The organism is Mesorhizobium sp. M0854 (genome assembly GCF_040319815.1).
In the GTDB taxonomy this organism is placed as follows: Bacteria; Pseudomonadota; Alphaproteobacteria; order Rhizobiales; family Rhizobiaceae; genus Mesorhizobium.
The window spans coordinates 79,605-93,718 of the sequence record NZ_JAMYOL010000002.1 but is presented as its reverse complement, the minus strand read 5'-3'; the positions used below and the strand labels follow the sequence as shown (position 1 = coordinate 93,718).

The following is a 14,114-nucleotide window of genomic DNA, read 5'->3' as shown; positions in this document are numbered from 1 at the left end:
GAAAAAGCTGCTGGACTACGCCGGAAATCCCGCTCGAGCCGGAATTTCGCACTTAGAGCGTAAATCCCTCGCCGAGATAAAGCCGCCGCACATCGGCATTTGCGACCACTTCGTCGGCTCGACCATGGGTCAGCACCTGGCCGGCATGGATGATGTAGGCGCGGTCGATCAGGCCAAGTGTCTCGCGGACATTGTGGTCGGTGATCAGAACGCCGATGCCACGTGCCGTCAAGTGGCGCACGAGCTGCTGGATGTCGGCGACGGCGATCGGATCGATGCCGGCGAAAGGTTCGTCGAGCAGCATGTAGGCGGGGCGGGTTGCCAAGGCGCGGGCAATTTCGAGGCGTCGCCGCTCACCGCCGGAGAGCGACAGCGACGGAGCCTTGCGCAGATGGCTGATGTGAAATTCCTCGAGCAATTCGTCGAGCAGGCGCTCACGCTCCTTGCGGCTCTTTTCGACGACCTCGAGCACGGCCCGGATGTTTTGCTCGACATTCAGGCCGCGAAAAATCGACGCTTCCTGCGGCAGATAGCCGATGCCGAGACGGGCGCGGCGATACATCGGCATCGACGTGACGTCGAAACCGTCGATTTCGATCGTGCCTTCATCGACCGGCACCAGGCCGGTTACCATGTAGAAACAGGTCGTCTTGCCGGCGCCGTTGGGGCCGAGCAGCCCAACCGCCTCGCCGGCGCGCACGCCCAGCGTCACGCCGCTGACGACTTTGCGGCCCTTGTAGCTTTTGGTCAGGCCCTTGGCGATCAAGGTTCCCTTGAACTTTGCCGCTTCGACGGTGACCCTGGCCGGTGCCGCAAGTTTGCTGGCGGCGCGCCCTGGAAGACGCGCCAGCAGCGACGATATGCCGGTCATCAGGGTTTCGCTGCTCCAGACTTCGCCGGCGGCGTGATCGACATCATGACGCGGCCGCCGCAAGCGTCGACCTGGGCAAGGCCGCTCTTCATCTGCACGGTAAGCTTGCAGCCGACAAGCACGTTATCGCCTTGCGAGAGCACGACCTTGCTGCCCGAAAGCACCAGCACTTCGGTCTTCATGTCGAAGGTGCCGCGGTCGCCGGTGGCAACCTGATTGTCCGATTTGATGTAGACCTTATCGTCGACCTCGAGATGGTCGATGTTGGCGGATCCGGTCATTGCCGCGGCACCCGCGGGCTGGGCGCCTTTAGCGGCGCCTGCATCCCTGACGTAATAGACCGTCATTTTGCCGGCCTTGAGCACGGTTGGACCCTGGACGACGTTGACGTTGCCGGTGAAGACGGCGACGCTTTCCGCCTGGCGCACCTCGAGCTTGTCGCTTTCGATCTGGATAGGCTTGTCGCCCGACAGCCTGAGGCCGGACATTTGGCTGGTGGCACTGGATTGCGCCAGCGACGGCGCCGTCCCGAAGGTCAGCCCCAAGGGCAACCCGAGCGTCAACGCCGAAATCGCGGCGAGGCGCCGTGCCGAATTACTGAACCGCATTGGTCTCTCCGCTCTTTGCCTCTGCCGCCTTCAAACTGGCGGGATCGATGTCGACGCGCACCTTGTTCTCGAAAACCAGGACCTTGCCATTGTCCTGGACCGACATCGAATCCGCCCTGATCCGCGACCCGCCGCGGCTGACATCGACGGGCTCGCTTGTCTTCATAGTGCCTTCGCCCATGTCGAGATAGACTGATTTGAATTTTGCCACCACACCATCCGTGGTCGACACGGTCACATCGCTGGTCAGGCTGAGCGTGTTGCCGTCGCGATCATAGGTGCCGTGCGTGGCATCGATGGCGGCCGTGTTGTCGGCCGCAATCGGCAGCTTGGCCTTGATGCCCTCCAGATCGATGATGCCTTGTTTGCTGACATCCTGTATGGCGCGCAGGGCTGTCATCGAATAGGGCAGGTTCTGTTTGGTGAAGCCGTTGAGCTTGGGGTTCGCCATCACCAGCTTGCCATCGGCAAAGGCGCCGCCGTCGGCCTGCACCTCGATTGCGGCGGGAGCCATGAGATAGGAATAGACGGGAAACGCGACCGCAATCACGGCAGCGACCAGCGGCACGGCCAGCTTGAGGACACGGACCCGGCGCGAATGACGCTGCGCAACGTCAAACGCGTCGACCCGCGCCCGGCCTGCGGCCTTGGGAGCCAACTCCGTCTCGGTGTTGGTCGGTTCGATTGGTCCCGCTAACATGACTGCTTCTTCTAAACCCCTGCCCGCCAGGCCGCCCTATAGGTGGGGTGCCGGCGCCCTCAAGCAAGCACAAGCCAAGGAAAACCGCAAAAATGTGACAGCCGCCCCTGTACAATGAAAATGGCCCCAGCGCAGCCTGTACCTCATACCAGATATGGGCGCACAGTGTTAGGGCCTGTGGAACGAGACAGGTTGAGGCTTGCCGCGAATGCCTAACGGCCTTTGGCGCAAGGCCGTCAGGAAACGGTAGCCGGGCGCGAATGGTTGCTTTAAAAGCATCTGCTCCCACCGACTACGAGGCTGACCATGGTATTGAGAGCCGACGACCTGATCGACCGCCGCCGCTTGCGCCGCAAGCTGACATTCTGGCGTGTTGCGGCGATTATCGTCGCGGCAGCCGGACTGATCGCCTTCTCGGCATGGATCTATGGTGACGACTTCACCGGCGCGGCTGTCGACCACATCGCCAAGGTCAAGATCGAAGGTACCATCACCGAAGACGAAGAACTGATCAAGCGGCTGGAGGCAATCCGTCAGTCGCCGCGCGTCAAGGCTGTGATCCTGTCGATCGATTCACCCGGCGGCACCACCGTCGGTGGCGAATCGATCTATGAGGCAGTGCGCAAGCTCGCCGCCGACAAGCCGGTGGTGGCCGAGGTCGGCACGCTCGCGGCTTCGGCAGGCTATATGATCGCCACCGCGGCCGACCATATTGTCGCACGCAAATCCTCAATCGTCGGCTCGATCGGCGTGCTGATTCAGTACCCGGACGTCAGCGGCCTCATGGACAAGCTCGGCGTCAAGCTGGAGGAGGTGAAATCCTCGCCCTTGAAGGCCTCGCCTTCTCCCTTCAAGCCGACCAATGACGATGAGCGCGCCATGGTCCGCAAGCTGATCCTCGACAGCTACGACTGGTTCGTCGGCATCGTCGCCGAGCGCCGCAACATGACCAAGCCGGAGGTGCTGGCGCTCGCAGACGGGTCGATCTTCACCGGCCGGCAGGCGGTCACCAACAGATTGATCGACGCGGTCGGCGGCGAGGCCGAAGCGATCGACTGGCTTGCAGGCAAGGGCGTCGATGCCAAGCTCAAGGTGGTGGAATGGAAGGACACGGAAAAACGCGGCGGTTTCCTGTTCTCCAAAGCGATGGCGCAGACCGTCGGTGCTGCGCTTGGCCTGGCCGGCCATGACGGCGACGTCCTTCACGAAATTGGAGCGGACCGCTTGTTTCTTGACGGTCTCGTTTCCGTCTGGCACCCTTGAGGAACCGCTTGGGACGAGTGAAAAACCAAATAAAATCATTCTGATAATTTCGGCGGCACTGCTTTTACGGGGAGCCTTTTCATGATCAAATCCGAACTTGTGCAGATCATCGCCACGCGTAATCCGCATCTTTTCCTGCGCGACGTCGAAAACATTGTCAGCGCCATCTTCGATGAAATCACCGACGCGCTTGCCGAGGGCAACCGGGTCGAGTTGCGCGGCTTCGGCGCGTTTTCGGTGAAAAATCGCCCTGCCCGCACCGGCCGCAACCCGCGCACCGGCGAATCCGTAGAGGTCGAGGAGAAATGGGTACCGTTCTTCAAGACCGGCAAGGAATTGCGTGAAAGGCTGAACGGAGGCAAATAGGCGCCGCGCCCGCCGTCCCGCTCCGACAGCAGTTCCCCGGAAAAACATGTTCAATCGCTTAATCCTCATCGTGGTCTTCGTGCCGCTGGCCATCATCCTGATCGCGCTGGCCGTTGCCAACCGCGAACCGGTCGCCTTCACGCTCGACCCGTTCAATCCGGGCAACCCGGCGCTGACGCTGACCTTGCCGCTGTTCATATTCCTGTTCCTTGCCCTTGCCATCGGCATGATCGTCGGCAGCCTGGCGACCTGGATCAAGCAGGGGCGCTATCGCAAGCTGGCGCGCCAGCGCGGTGCCGAGGCCGAGAATCTGCGCCAGGCGGTAAGCCGCGCGCCTGCCGCGCCTCGGGGCCCGGCTTTGCCGAAGCCGACAAACTGAAGCGTCTTTGACATATCTTTCGCGGAGCCTTTCATGCTGACCATTTCGGCCGCCGAGGTCGACCGCGCGCTGACCTTTTCCGGGCTGGTCGAGACGTTGCGCGCCGCCTTTCGCGATGGCGCCGTGCAGCCGGTCAGGCACCATCACACGGTCGAGCGGCCCGATGGCGCCGCCTCGACCCTGCTTTTGATGCCGGCCTGGACCGACTTCAACGCCGCCGGCACCTCGGCCGATGGCCATATCGGCGTCAAGATCGTCACCGTGTCGCCCGACAACAATGCCGTCGGCAAGCCCGCGGTGATGGGGCTTTACCTCTTGCTCGACGGCACCACCGGCGAGCCGCAGGCATTGATCGATGGCCAGCGGCTGACGCAGTGGCGCACTGCCTGTGCCTCGGCGCTGGCCGCCTCCTATCTGGCCCGCGAGGACGCATCGCGGCTGCTGGTGGTCGGCGCCGGCGCGCTGTCGCCATTCCTTGCAAAGGCGCATTCGGCGGTGCGTCCGATCAAGAACATCCGCATCTGGAACCGCACGTCGGCGAATGCCGAAAAGGTCGCGGCAAAATTGCGTGCCGAGGGTTTTTCGGCCGAAGCAGCAGGCGATCTCGACGCCGAACTCGGAAAGGCCGATATCGTATCGTCGGCGACCATCACCACCATGCCACTGATCAAGGGGGCACTGTTGAAGCCCGGAACCCATGTCGATCTGGTCGGCGGCTTCACGCCGGCGATGCGCGAAAGCGACGACCACGCGATCGTACGCGCCCGCGTCTATGTCGATACCCGCGCCGGCGCCACCAAGGAAGCCGGTGACATCGTCCAGCCGCTGGCCTCCGGCGTGTTGAAGCCGGAAGCCATCGTCGCCGACCTTTATGAACTCACGCGCGGCCAGAAAAAAGGCCGGCAGAACGACGACGAGATCACGCTGTTCAAGTCGGTCGGCGCAGCCCTCGAGGACCTCGCCGCCGGCATTGGCGTGTATCGCGCAAGCGTAGGGCAGTAGGGCAGTAGGGCAGTAGGGCAGTAGGGCAGTAGGGCAGTAGGGCAGTAGGAAACTGTACTGATCGTGCGGCGCCGCGCCAGCTATGTTTCCTGTCACGTACTGCCCTACTGCCCTACTGCCCTACTGCCTTACTGCCTTACTCCCTTTGCCAATAAACCCGCAGCCGGTGGCTGTCGGGATCAAGCGCGACGAAGGTGCGGCCGAAATCCATGTCGGTCGGCGTCTGCAGAATTTTCAGCCCGCGGCCGGCCCACTCGGCATGGGTGGCGTCGACGGCACCCGGCGTGTCCAGCGCAAAGACGATCTCGGCGCCACCGCCTGCTGCCGCGGCGGCCGGCTCCACGGTGTGACGCGACCAGAGGCCGAGCTTGAAGCCGTTGTCGAGCACGAACAGCACGAAGGTCGGCGAGGTCTCGACCGGTTGCCGCCCAAGCAGCGCGCTATAGAAGGCGCCGCTTTGCTCAGGCTTGTCGACATAGAGGATGACGAAATTGGGCGGTGTCATGAATTGCTCTCCAGATGGTTTCGACTGGAGGAGCATACCGTATGCCACTGCCAGATTCTGGCAGCAGTCTCAACTGAGCAACAGCCTTAGCTTGGCGTGTCGAGCGTCGCCCGCCATTCTTTGAGCAGCACCTGACGGCGGCGCGGATAGCGCATCTCGGTGGCATTGAGGCCGGATATCCGGTCGGCGCGAAAGTGCCTGAAATCCTGGCGCATCTCGCACCAGGCCGCGACGACGCGCACCTTGTCGAAGAAGCCGAGTGCGAACGGCCAGACGGTGCGCTCGGAGGCAGCGCCGCCGGCGTCGCGATAGACAAAGCTCAGCTTACGCTCCTCGCGGATGGCCTGCCGCACCACGCCAAGATCGATGCCTTCGGTGACCTCGGTGCGCGACCCGACCAGCAGCGTCGAGGCGTCGAGCTCTTCGCGCAAATCGTTCGGCAGCACCGCCGCGATCTTGGCCAGCGCGTCGGTGGCGGCGTTCGCAAGCCGCCAGTCCGGCTGCTTGGCCACCCAGCGCGAACCGAGCACGATCGCCTCGATCTCCTCATCGGTGAACATCAAGGGCGGCAGCATGAAACCGGGCCTGAGCACGTAACCCAACCCCGCCTCACCCTCGATCGGCGCGCCCTGCCCCTGCAGCGTGGCGATATCGCGATAGAGCGTGCGGATCGACACACCCATTTCGCCCGCAAGGCTGCGGCCGCTGACTGGCCGGCGATGCCGGCGCAGGATCTGGATCAGGTCGAGCAGGCGTTCAGCACGGGACATGAATCATGACCTGGTTTCAATCACGATAGAGCCCCAGCGCTTTCGGCGGCAAGCGACATGGGTGGCGGACGGGAACGTCTGCGTCCTGACGCCGTTGTCTGGCCACTATGGATATGCGCGGGTTCCTGTTGTTCTGGTCGGTTTTGACCGCCATCGTCGCTGCGCTCAGCCTCGGACCATCCTTCGCCCATGTGCTGGAATCGGTGCCGCGGCTGACCAGTTGGCCGCCTTCGCTCTGGCGTGAAACCACTGTCTTCAACGCTCAGTTCCAATTCTTCGCGATTGTCGGCGCACCGCTGGACGTGGCCGCGATCGCCTGTCCGGGGCTTCTCGCCTGGGTGCTGCGCAGCGACCGCCCGGCATTCTGGTGGATTTTGGCCGCCACCGTGCTTTATCTGATGGCCCTCGTGGCGTGGTTTACCCTGGTCAAACCGGCAAACGATGTCCTGGCCACCTGGGTGCCTGGACCGATCCCGGACAATTTCGAAAGTATCCGGAGCAGTTGGGAAACCGGCCATATGGTCGTCACCGGCTTCAAGGCCGTTGGTTTCATAGCGCTCGCAGTCGGCCTGCTGTCGATCAGGCGCGGCTGATCCGGTTGCACACGTCGGCAGCCCTTTTGTTGCGCCGGTCAATATGCTGTGGCAGAAGCGGCGAGCCGCCGTCCGGAGATGCGCCTTCTTGAAACCTTTTCGCGACAAACGCCGCGACAGCCGCCCGCCCCCGAAGGGCGGGGCGGAGCAGCCGCGGCGGCGCGACGCCGGCCTGACCGCCGGTTCGGAGCCTAAACTGCAGGACCGGTCCGAGCCGAAAGCCGCGCCGCGCCCTCTATCCCGTCGCGATGGCGCGCTGCCTGCCGAACATCTGCCGCTGATCCTCGAGGTCGGCCCCAATCAGGACTACGCGTTGCTCGACAGCGGCGCCGGAGAAAAACTCGAGCAATACGGCCCCTACCGCATCGTTCGGCCGGAGGGCCAGGCGATCTGGCAAAAGGCTTTGCCGGCCAGGGACTGGGAGCGCGCCGACGCCATTTTCACCGGCGATACCGACGAGGAAGGCATCGGCCGCTGGCGCTTTCCCAAGACGTCGCTCGGCGAGACCTGGCCGATGAAGCATGACGGCATAGATTATCTCGGCCGCTTCACTTCGTTTCGCCATGTCGGCGTCTTTCCCGAGCAGGCCTCGCACTGGGACCACATGGCCGGACTGATCGCGGCGGCAAAACGGCCGGTGAAGGTGTTGAACCTGTTCGGTTACACCGGCCTTGCCTCCTTGGTGGCGGCGCGTGCCGGCGCCGAGGTCACCCACGTGGATGCTTCCAAGAAGGCGATCGGCTGGGCGCGCGAAAACCAGGAAATGGCGGGCTTGTCGCAAAAGCCGATCCGCTGGATCGTCGACGATGCCGTGAAATTCGCCGAACGCGAGGAGCGCCGCGGCAGCCGCTACGACATCATCCTGTTCGACCCGCCCGCCTATGGCCGCGGACCGAAAGGCGAGGTCTGGCAGCTGTTCGAGGACCTGCCGGCGCTGACCGATATCTGCCGCACGATCCTGACGCCGAAGCCGCTCGCCGTGGTACTGACCGCCTATTCGATCCGCGCCTCTTTTTTCGCCATCCATGCCCTGATGCGCGACACCTTCGCCGGCATGGGCGGCACGGTCGAGTCGGGTGAATTGATCATCCGCGAGAAATCTGCCGGTCGGGCGCTTTCGACCTCGCTGTTCTCGCGCTGGGTGGCCTGAATGAGTGCGTACGAACGGCATGCGGGCGCGCCAGGGCAGGTGAAGGAAGTCACCAGCCTCGCCAACCCGCTGGTCAAGGACATCAAGGCGCTCGCGCTGAAGAAATTCCGTGACCAGCAGAATTCCTTCATGGCCGAAGGCCTGAAGCTGGTCATCGACGCGCTCGATCTCGGCTGGTCGATCAGGACACTGGTCTTCGCCAAGGCCGGACGTGGCAATACGGCGGTTGAAAAGGTCGCGGCGCGCACGGTCGCCGCCGGCGGCACCGTCCTTGAAGTTTCGGAAAAAGTGCTGGTCGCCATCACCCGCCGCGACAATCCGCAAATGGTCGTCGGCGTGTTCTCGCAGAAATACCTGCCGTTGAAGGACATCCGCGCCCGTGACGGCGACGTCTGGGTGGCGCTCGACCGCGTCCGCGACCCCGGCAATCTCGGCACCGTCATCCGCACGGTCGACGCTGTCGGGGCCAGGGGCGTCATCTTGGTCGGCGAGACCACCGATCCCTTTTCGGTCGAAACGGTGCGCGCCACCATGGGCTCGATTTTCGCCGTGCCGGTCGCCAAGGCGTCGCCCGAAGCTTTTCTCGCCTGGCGAACGAGCTTCCCCGGCCTTGTCGCCGGCACCCATCTGAAGGGTGCGGTCGACTACCGCTCGGTCGATTTTTCAAAGGGCCCGGTGCTTTTGATGATGGGCAACGAGCAGCAAGGCCTGCCTGACGAGCTTGCCGCAAGCTGCGACAAACTGCTGCGGATACCGCAGGCCGGCCGCGCCGATTCACTCAACCTTGCGGTGGCCACCGGCGTCATGCTGTTCGAGATCCGGCGCGGCGCGCTGAAGCTCGGCCCGGAGGACGCCAGATCGTGACATCTCAAACCGTGAAACTGCAAACCATGAAGTCCTGGAGGCCGTATGCTCTTCTGGTCGTCGCCGCGATAGCGCTCGACCAGTGGGTGAAATACCTAGTCGAAACCGGTCTTGCCTTTCAGGAACGGCTCGACCTGCTTCCGTTCCTGGCGCTGTACCGCACCTACAACACCGGCATCGCGTTCTCGCTGTTTTCGTCCTTCGGCGACACCGGCCTGGTGGTCGTCGCGGTTCTGGTGGTCGCTTTCGTGCTCTATCTTGCGGCCCGCACGCCGCCCGGCCACCTGCTTGCCCGCATCGGCTTCGCACTGATCGTCGGCGGCGCGCTCGGCAACCTGATTGATCGCGCAATCTACGGTCATGTCATCGACTATGTCCTGTTCCATACGCCGGTCTGGTCCTTCGCGATCTTCAACCTCGCCGACGCCTTCATTTCGGTTGGTGCGGTGCTGGTCGTCTTCGACGAACTCATTGGCTGGCGGCGCGGAGCGTCGAGCGATTGACCTCACTCGCCTGGCGCCGCACATTCTGATCTGCAAGCCCGAGGAGAAAAAATGCCCGAAACCTTCAAAGCCATCCTCGTTTCGCGCGACGCCGAGAAAAACCAGTCGGTCGCGGTGACCGAGCTTACCGAGGCAGACCTGATGGAGGGCGACGTCACCGTCGCGGTCGAGGCGACGACGGTGAACTACAAGGACGGTCTTGCAATTACCGGCAAGGCGCCGGTGATCCGCCGCTGGCCGCTGGTGCCGGGCATCGATTTCGCCGGCACCGTCATCTCGTCTTCCAATCCTGACTGGCGCAAGGGTGACAAGGTCATATTGAACGGCTGGGGCGTCGGCGAGACGCATTTCGGCGCCTTTGCAGGGCGCGCCCGCGTCAAGGGCGACTGGCTGGTGCCGTTGCCGGACGGCATGAGCCCGCATGATGCGATGGCGGTCGGCACCGCCGGCTACACCGCCATGCTTTGCGTCATCGCGCTGGAGCGCCACGGCATCGTGCCCGATCGCGGCCCGGTGGCGGTGACCGGCGCTGCCGGTGGCGTCGGCTCGGTCGCGGTCTCGATCCTGTCCAGCCTCGGCTATCACGTCATCGCCTCGACCGGCCGTGCTGCCGAAAGCCCCTATCTGATCGACCTCGGCGCCGCGGAAGTGATTTCACGCGACGAGCTCACCCAGCCGGCAAAACCACTCGCCAAGGAACGCTGGGCCGGCGGCGTCGATGCGGTCGGCAGCCACACGCTGGCCAACGTTCTATCGATGACCTCCTATGGCGGCGCCGTTGCCGCTTGCGGCCTCGCCGGCGGCATGGACCTGCCGGCAAGCGTCGCGCCCTTCATCCTGCGCGGCGTCTCGCTGCTCGGCATCGATTCGGTGATGGCGCCGAAGGCGGTCCGCCTCGAGGCCTGGCGCCGTATCGGCGCCGATCTCGACCACGCAAAGCTTGCCAGCCTTTCGACGAGCATCGGCTTCGACGGCATCATCGGCGCCGCGCATGACATCGTCGAGGGTAAGATCCGCGGCCGCGTGGTGGTGGATATGTGAGCCCCCAAGGGAAAAAAAGAGCGCGACCGGTAAAATTCGAGCGATCAACCACAACCTTCGATAAGCTCTGTCTGGCAGGATTTCCGTATGATTGCGGAACCCGGCATCAGAGAGGCGGAACCAGCCGAACGGGCCGACGGGACGGCCCCCGCGGCGCCAGGACGGCAGCTTGTCGCCGCGCCACCGCTGGCGCCGGAACTGCCGGCCTCCAACCGCGAAGGCCTGCCCTTCCTGACGCTCGTCGCCATTGTCGTGCTGGCAGGCTTTTCGCATCTGACCGGGGCGCCGATCTTCATCACTATCGGCCTTTTGGCGACAGCCATCGCCGGGCTCGCCATGCATCTGCGCAACAGGCGCACCGAGCGCCGCGCGGTGGCCCTGCTCGATGCCACGACCGCCCGCAGCCGCGCCGAAATAGAGACGCTGGCCGACCGCATGTGGGAGATGCAGGAGAGCGAGGAGCGCTTTCGCGGGCTGATCGATGCACTCGGCGATCTCGTCGTCCATCGTGACCGCGACGGCCACATTGTCTACGCCAACAAGGTTTTCGCCGACCTTGTCGAAACCGACCAGCGCGACCTTGCCGGCAAGACCCTGGCCGAACTAGGCATCGATGTCGGCATCGTCCCCGACGCCGCGTTTTCCGACCATGAATGCCTGAGTTCCACCGACGTCGCCATTCGCACGCCGGACGGCCCACGCTGGTTCTCTTGGATCGAGCTGTCGGTGCGCGACAAGGACAGCGGCGCCGTTTCGCATCGCGCCATCGCCCGCGACATCACCGCTCGCAAGCGCGCCGAATCCTCGCTGATCACCGCCCGCGAGCGGGCCGAATATGCGAGCCAGGCCAAATCGCGCTTCCTCGCCACCGTCAGCCACGAGATCCGCACGCCGATGAACGGCATCATGGGCATGGCCCGGCTTCTCGCCGACACCAGCCTTTCGCCCGAGCAGCGGACCTATGTCGGCGCCATCTCGACCTCGGCCAGCGCGCTGCTGGCGCTGATCGAGGACCTGCTCGACTACTCCAAGATCGAGGCCGGCCGCTTCGATCCCGAACCGCAGCCGATGTCGGTGCGCGAGATCGCCGACAATGTCATCGAGCTTTTGGCGGCGCGGGCTTTTGCCAAGGATATCGGCCTCGGCTGTCATGTCGAACCCGACGTGCCGCAGCTGATCACCGCCGACCCCGGCAGGGTCAGGCAGGTGCTGCTCAATCTCATCGGCAACGCCGTCAAGTTCACCGACAGCGGCGGCGTCCTGGCAAGCATCGCCCGCGTCCGCACCGAAACCACCGACCGCATCCGCTTCACCATCACCGACACCGGCCCCGGTCTGCGCGAGGAGGACATGGAGCGCATATTCGAGGACTTCGAACAGGCTGACGGCACCTCGACCCGTGCGCATGGCGGTGCCGGCCTCGGTCTCGCCATTTCCAAGCGCCTGGTGACCGCCATGGGCGGCACTATCTCTGTGTCAAGCCGGCTTGGCCAGGGGTCCGAATTCGTCTTCGAGATTCCCGCTATTTCCGCCGTCGAGGCGCCGCAGATCCGCCAGGACGCGCTGTCGGGCCGGCATGCCGTGATCGTGTCGAAGAACCTGGTCGAGGCCGAAGCCCTCGCCCGCACCATTCGCGCCAATGGCGGCACGGTCGATCTGGCCACCGCCGCCGCCCAGGCCACCCCTTTCGCCGAGAGCTGCGACGTGCTGCTGATCGATGCTGCCATGGAGCAAAGCGACGGCAGGCTGCTCAGGCGCCTGCGCCAGAGCGGATTTGCCGATTGCGAGGCAGTGACGCTGATTGCACCGACCGACCGTGGCATGCTTGGCGAGTTCCGTGCCAATGGTTACGCCACCTTCCTTGCGAGGCCGGTGCGCGGCGAGACATTGCTGCGCGTGCTTTTGACCAGCCACGCGCCGGTCATCGCCGAGCCGCAACTGCAAAGGCGCGGCGCGCAGGCGGGGCACGCCATTGGCGCCCGCCAGCAGGGCCTGTCGGTGCTGATCGCCGAGGACAACGACATCAACGCCATGCTGGCCCGCGCCACGCTGCTGAAGGCCGGGCATCGCGTGAAAGTGGTCGGCAACGGCAAGGCCGCCGTCGAGGCGGTCATCAGCACCGGCCACAAGCACCGTTACGACGTGGTGCTGATGGACTTGCATATGCCTGTCATGGACGGCCTGGACGCCATCGCCGCCATCCGCCGCCATGAGGAGGAGACCGCGGTGCCGCCAGTGCCGATCATGGTGCTGTCGGCCGACAGCCAGGAAAAGACCCGCCACGCCGTGCTCGCTCACGGTGCCAGCGGCTTCGTCACCAAGCCGCTCGACCCCGATGCCCTGGTTCATGCGGTCGAAGGGCAAGCGGCCGCCTGAGGCACAACATAGACGGTTGATAGATTGCCCAGTCGACGAAGTATTGCCCGCAGAGCCGTATCACGGTACTGTCACAATCCTGTTGCACCTACACCGTATCCCCGTGCCAAGAGGGATGGCTCGAAGGAGAATCACTCGTGCATACAGTCATGCCGGAATGTGATGCTCGGCCGAACGCCAGCGGGCCTTTGCTCGTCGGCCGGAACGCCGATGCCGTCATAAAAGGCGCATCGCTCGGCCGCATCGGCAATCTCGAAGTGCGGCTCGCCCGCAACGAGGCCGAGATCGCTGCCGCGCAGGAAGTGCGCTACCGGGTGTTCTACGACGAGCTTGGTGCCAGGAAGGACCTGTTTCAGATGCAGGACCGCCGCGATGCCGACCGCTTCGATCCCCTCTGCGACCATCTGCTGGTCTTCGATACTTCGCTTTCCGGCCCCGAGCATCGCCGCATCGTCGGCACCTACCGCCTGCTGCGGCAGGAGATTGCCGCGGCCGCCGGCGGCTTCTATTCCGAAGGTGAATTCGAGCTGACCAAGCTCATCGCGCGGCATCCCGGCCAGCGCTTCCTCGAGCTCGGCCGCTCCTGCGTTCTGCCGGAATACCGCTCGAAGCGCACCATCGAGGCGCTGTGGCAAGGCATCTGGGCCTACATCAACCATTACGGCATCGGCGTGATGACCGGCTGCGCGTCGTTCCACGGCACCGTGCCTGCGGCACATGCCGAGGCGCTGACCTATCTTGCCCACCACTGCCGGACGAATTCATCCTGGGACGTGCGCGCCGTCGCCGGGCGCTATTGTTCCATGGATCTGATGCCGATCGAGGCCGTCAATACCAAGGCGGCGATCGCGGCGATGCCGCCGCTGGTCAAGGGCTATCTGCGCGTCGGCGCACGCATCGGCGACGGTTGTGTCATCGACCGTGAATTCTCGACGGTCGACGTGTTCGTGGTGATGCCGGTCAAGGAGATCGGCGCCCGCTACGTCAATTATTATGGCGGAGAAGCGCAGCGGTTTGCGGCCTGAATAAGGGAGTAGGCGGAGAGAAGGCAAGGGCGCGAGTAGGCAATTGCTACTTTACCCGACGTAGCGCTATTCCCTACTCCCGTACTGCCCTATTCCCC

General features: G+C 64.1%; 16 protein-coding genes. 11 read left to right on the top strand and 5 right to left on the bottom strand.

All coding sequences use genetic code 11. The features are described from left to right. Positions 1-52 precede the first annotated feature (52 nt). The 3 genes from lptB to lptC are packed head-to-tail and all read right to left on the bottom strand — an operon-like array spanning position 53 to position 2,179. Positions 53-871, bottom strand: coding sequence for an LPS export ABC transporter ATP-binding protein (gene lptB, locus NKH99_RS03330; protein ID WP_292664962.1), 819 nt, complete (start codon positions 869-871; stop codon positions 53-55). Further along, positions 871-1,479 (bottom strand): LptA/OstA family protein, encoded by a 609-nt coding sequence (locus NKH99_RS03325; RefSeq protein WP_353012596.1) that lies wholly within the window; start codon positions 1,477-1,479, stop codon positions 871-873. The genes lptB and NKH99_RS03325 overlap by 1 nt, the downstream gene beginning before the upstream one ends. Beyond that, the gene (gene lptC, locus NKH99_RS03320) at positions 1,466-2,179 is read right to left on the bottom strand and encodes an LPS export ABC transporter periplasmic protein LptC (RefSeq protein WP_352469430.1); all 714 of its coding nucleotides are present in this window, start codon (positions 2,177-2,179) and stop codon (positions 1,466-1,468) included. The genes NKH99_RS03325 and lptC overlap by 14 nt, the downstream gene beginning before the upstream one ends. A gap of 306 nt (positions 2,180-2,485) precedes the next feature. Here lptC and sppA point away from each other — a divergent pair, with 306 nt between their 5' ends. The 4 genes from sppA to lhpI all read left to right on the top strand — a co-directional run bounded on the left by sppA (position 2,486) and on the right by lhpI (position 5,189). Next, positions 2,486-3,442 (top strand): signal peptide peptidase SppA, encoded by a 957-nt coding sequence (gene sppA, locus NKH99_RS03315; protein ID WP_352469429.1) that lies wholly within the window; start codon positions 2,486-2,488, stop codon positions 3,440-3,442. An 81-nt stretch (positions 3,443-3,523) separates the two neighbouring features. Further along, entirely contained in the window at positions 3,524-3,808 is a 285-nt protein-coding gene (locus NKH99_RS03310; protein WP_023675261.1) for an integration host factor subunit beta, read from the top strand. 46 nt (positions 3,809-3,854) lie between these two features. Continuing rightward, positions 3,855-4,187 (top strand): LapA family protein, encoded by a 333-nt coding sequence (locus tag NKH99_RS03305; RefSeq protein ID WP_352613047.1) that lies wholly within the window; start codon positions 3,855-3,857, stop codon positions 4,185-4,187. 33 nt (positions 4,188-4,220) lie between these two features. Beyond that, positions 4,221-5,189 carry a bifunctional Delta(1)-pyrroline-2-carboxylate/Delta(1)-piperideine-2-carboxylate reductase gene (gene lhpI, locus NKH99_RS03300; protein WP_352834519.1) on the top strand — a complete coding sequence of 323 codons (969 nt, stop codon included), beginning with the start codon at positions 4,221-4,223 and terminating at the stop codon, positions 5,187-5,189. A gap of 136 nt (positions 5,190-5,325) precedes the next feature. Here the strand turns inward: lhpI and NKH99_RS03295 are convergent, their stop codons facing one another. Beyond that, positions 5,326-5,694, bottom strand: coding sequence for a VOC family protein (locus tag NKH99_RS03295; RefSeq protein WP_352506606.1), 369 nt, complete (start codon positions 5,692-5,694; stop codon positions 5,326-5,328). Positions 5,695-5,780: 86 nt separating this feature from the next. Further along, positions 5,781-6,464 (bottom strand): helix-turn-helix transcriptional regulator, encoded by a 684-nt coding sequence (locus NKH99_RS03290; RefSeq protein ID WP_352684488.1) that lies wholly within the window; start codon positions 6,462-6,464, stop codon positions 5,781-5,783. 107 nt (positions 6,465-6,571) lie between these two features. On the opposite strand from NKH99_RS03290, the gene NKH99_RS03285 reads away from it, so the two are divergent. The 7 genes from NKH99_RS03285 (at position 6,572) to olsB (ending at position 14,016) form a co-directional block, all read left to right on the top strand. Continuing rightward, positions 6,572-7,057, top strand: coding sequence for an anthrone oxygenase family protein (locus NKH99_RS03285; RefSeq protein ID WP_352980616.1), 486 nt, complete (start codon positions 6,572-6,574; stop codon positions 7,055-7,057). An 88-nt stretch (positions 7,058-7,145) separates the two neighbouring features. Then, complete coding sequence (locus NKH99_RS03280) at positions 7,146-8,207, top strand: RsmD family RNA methyltransferase (RefSeq protein ID WP_353012590.1); 1,062 nt, start codon at positions 7,146-7,148, stop codon at positions 8,205-8,207. Further along, on the top strand, positions 8,208-9,071 hold the full coding sequence (locus tag NKH99_RS03275) for a TrmH family RNA methyltransferase (RefSeq protein WP_352684494.1): 864 nt from the start codon (positions 8,208-8,210) through the stop codon (positions 9,069-9,071). A gap of 26 nt (positions 9,072-9,097) precedes the next feature. Beyond that, positions 9,098-9,574 carry a signal peptidase II gene (lspA, locus tag NKH99_RS03270; RefSeq protein WP_352454178.1) on the top strand — a complete coding sequence of 159 codons (477 nt, stop codon included), beginning with the start codon at positions 9,098-9,100 and terminating at the stop codon, positions 9,572-9,574. A 51-nt stretch (positions 9,575-9,625) separates the two neighbouring features. Further along, positions 9,626-10,615, top strand: a complete 990-nt coding sequence (gene acuI / locus NKH99_RS03265; protein ID WP_353012587.1) for an acrylyl-CoA reductase (NADPH) — start codon at positions 9,626-9,628, stop codon at positions 10,613-10,615. Positions 10,616-10,702: 87 nt separating this feature from the next. Beyond that, positions 10,703-12,991: a PAS domain-containing hybrid sensor histidine kinase/response regulator gene (locus NKH99_RS03260; RefSeq protein WP_352684496.1), complete on the top strand. Its 2,289-nt coding sequence runs from the start codon at positions 10,703-10,705 to the stop codon at positions 12,989-12,991. A gap of 149 nt (positions 12,992-13,140) precedes the next feature. Then, positions 13,141-14,016, top strand: coding sequence for a l-ornithine N(alpha)-acyltransferase (gene olsB / locus NKH99_RS03255; RefSeq protein WP_023675251.1), 876 nt, complete (start codon positions 13,141-13,143; stop codon positions 14,014-14,016). Positions 14,017-14,114 lie beyond the last annotated feature (98 nt).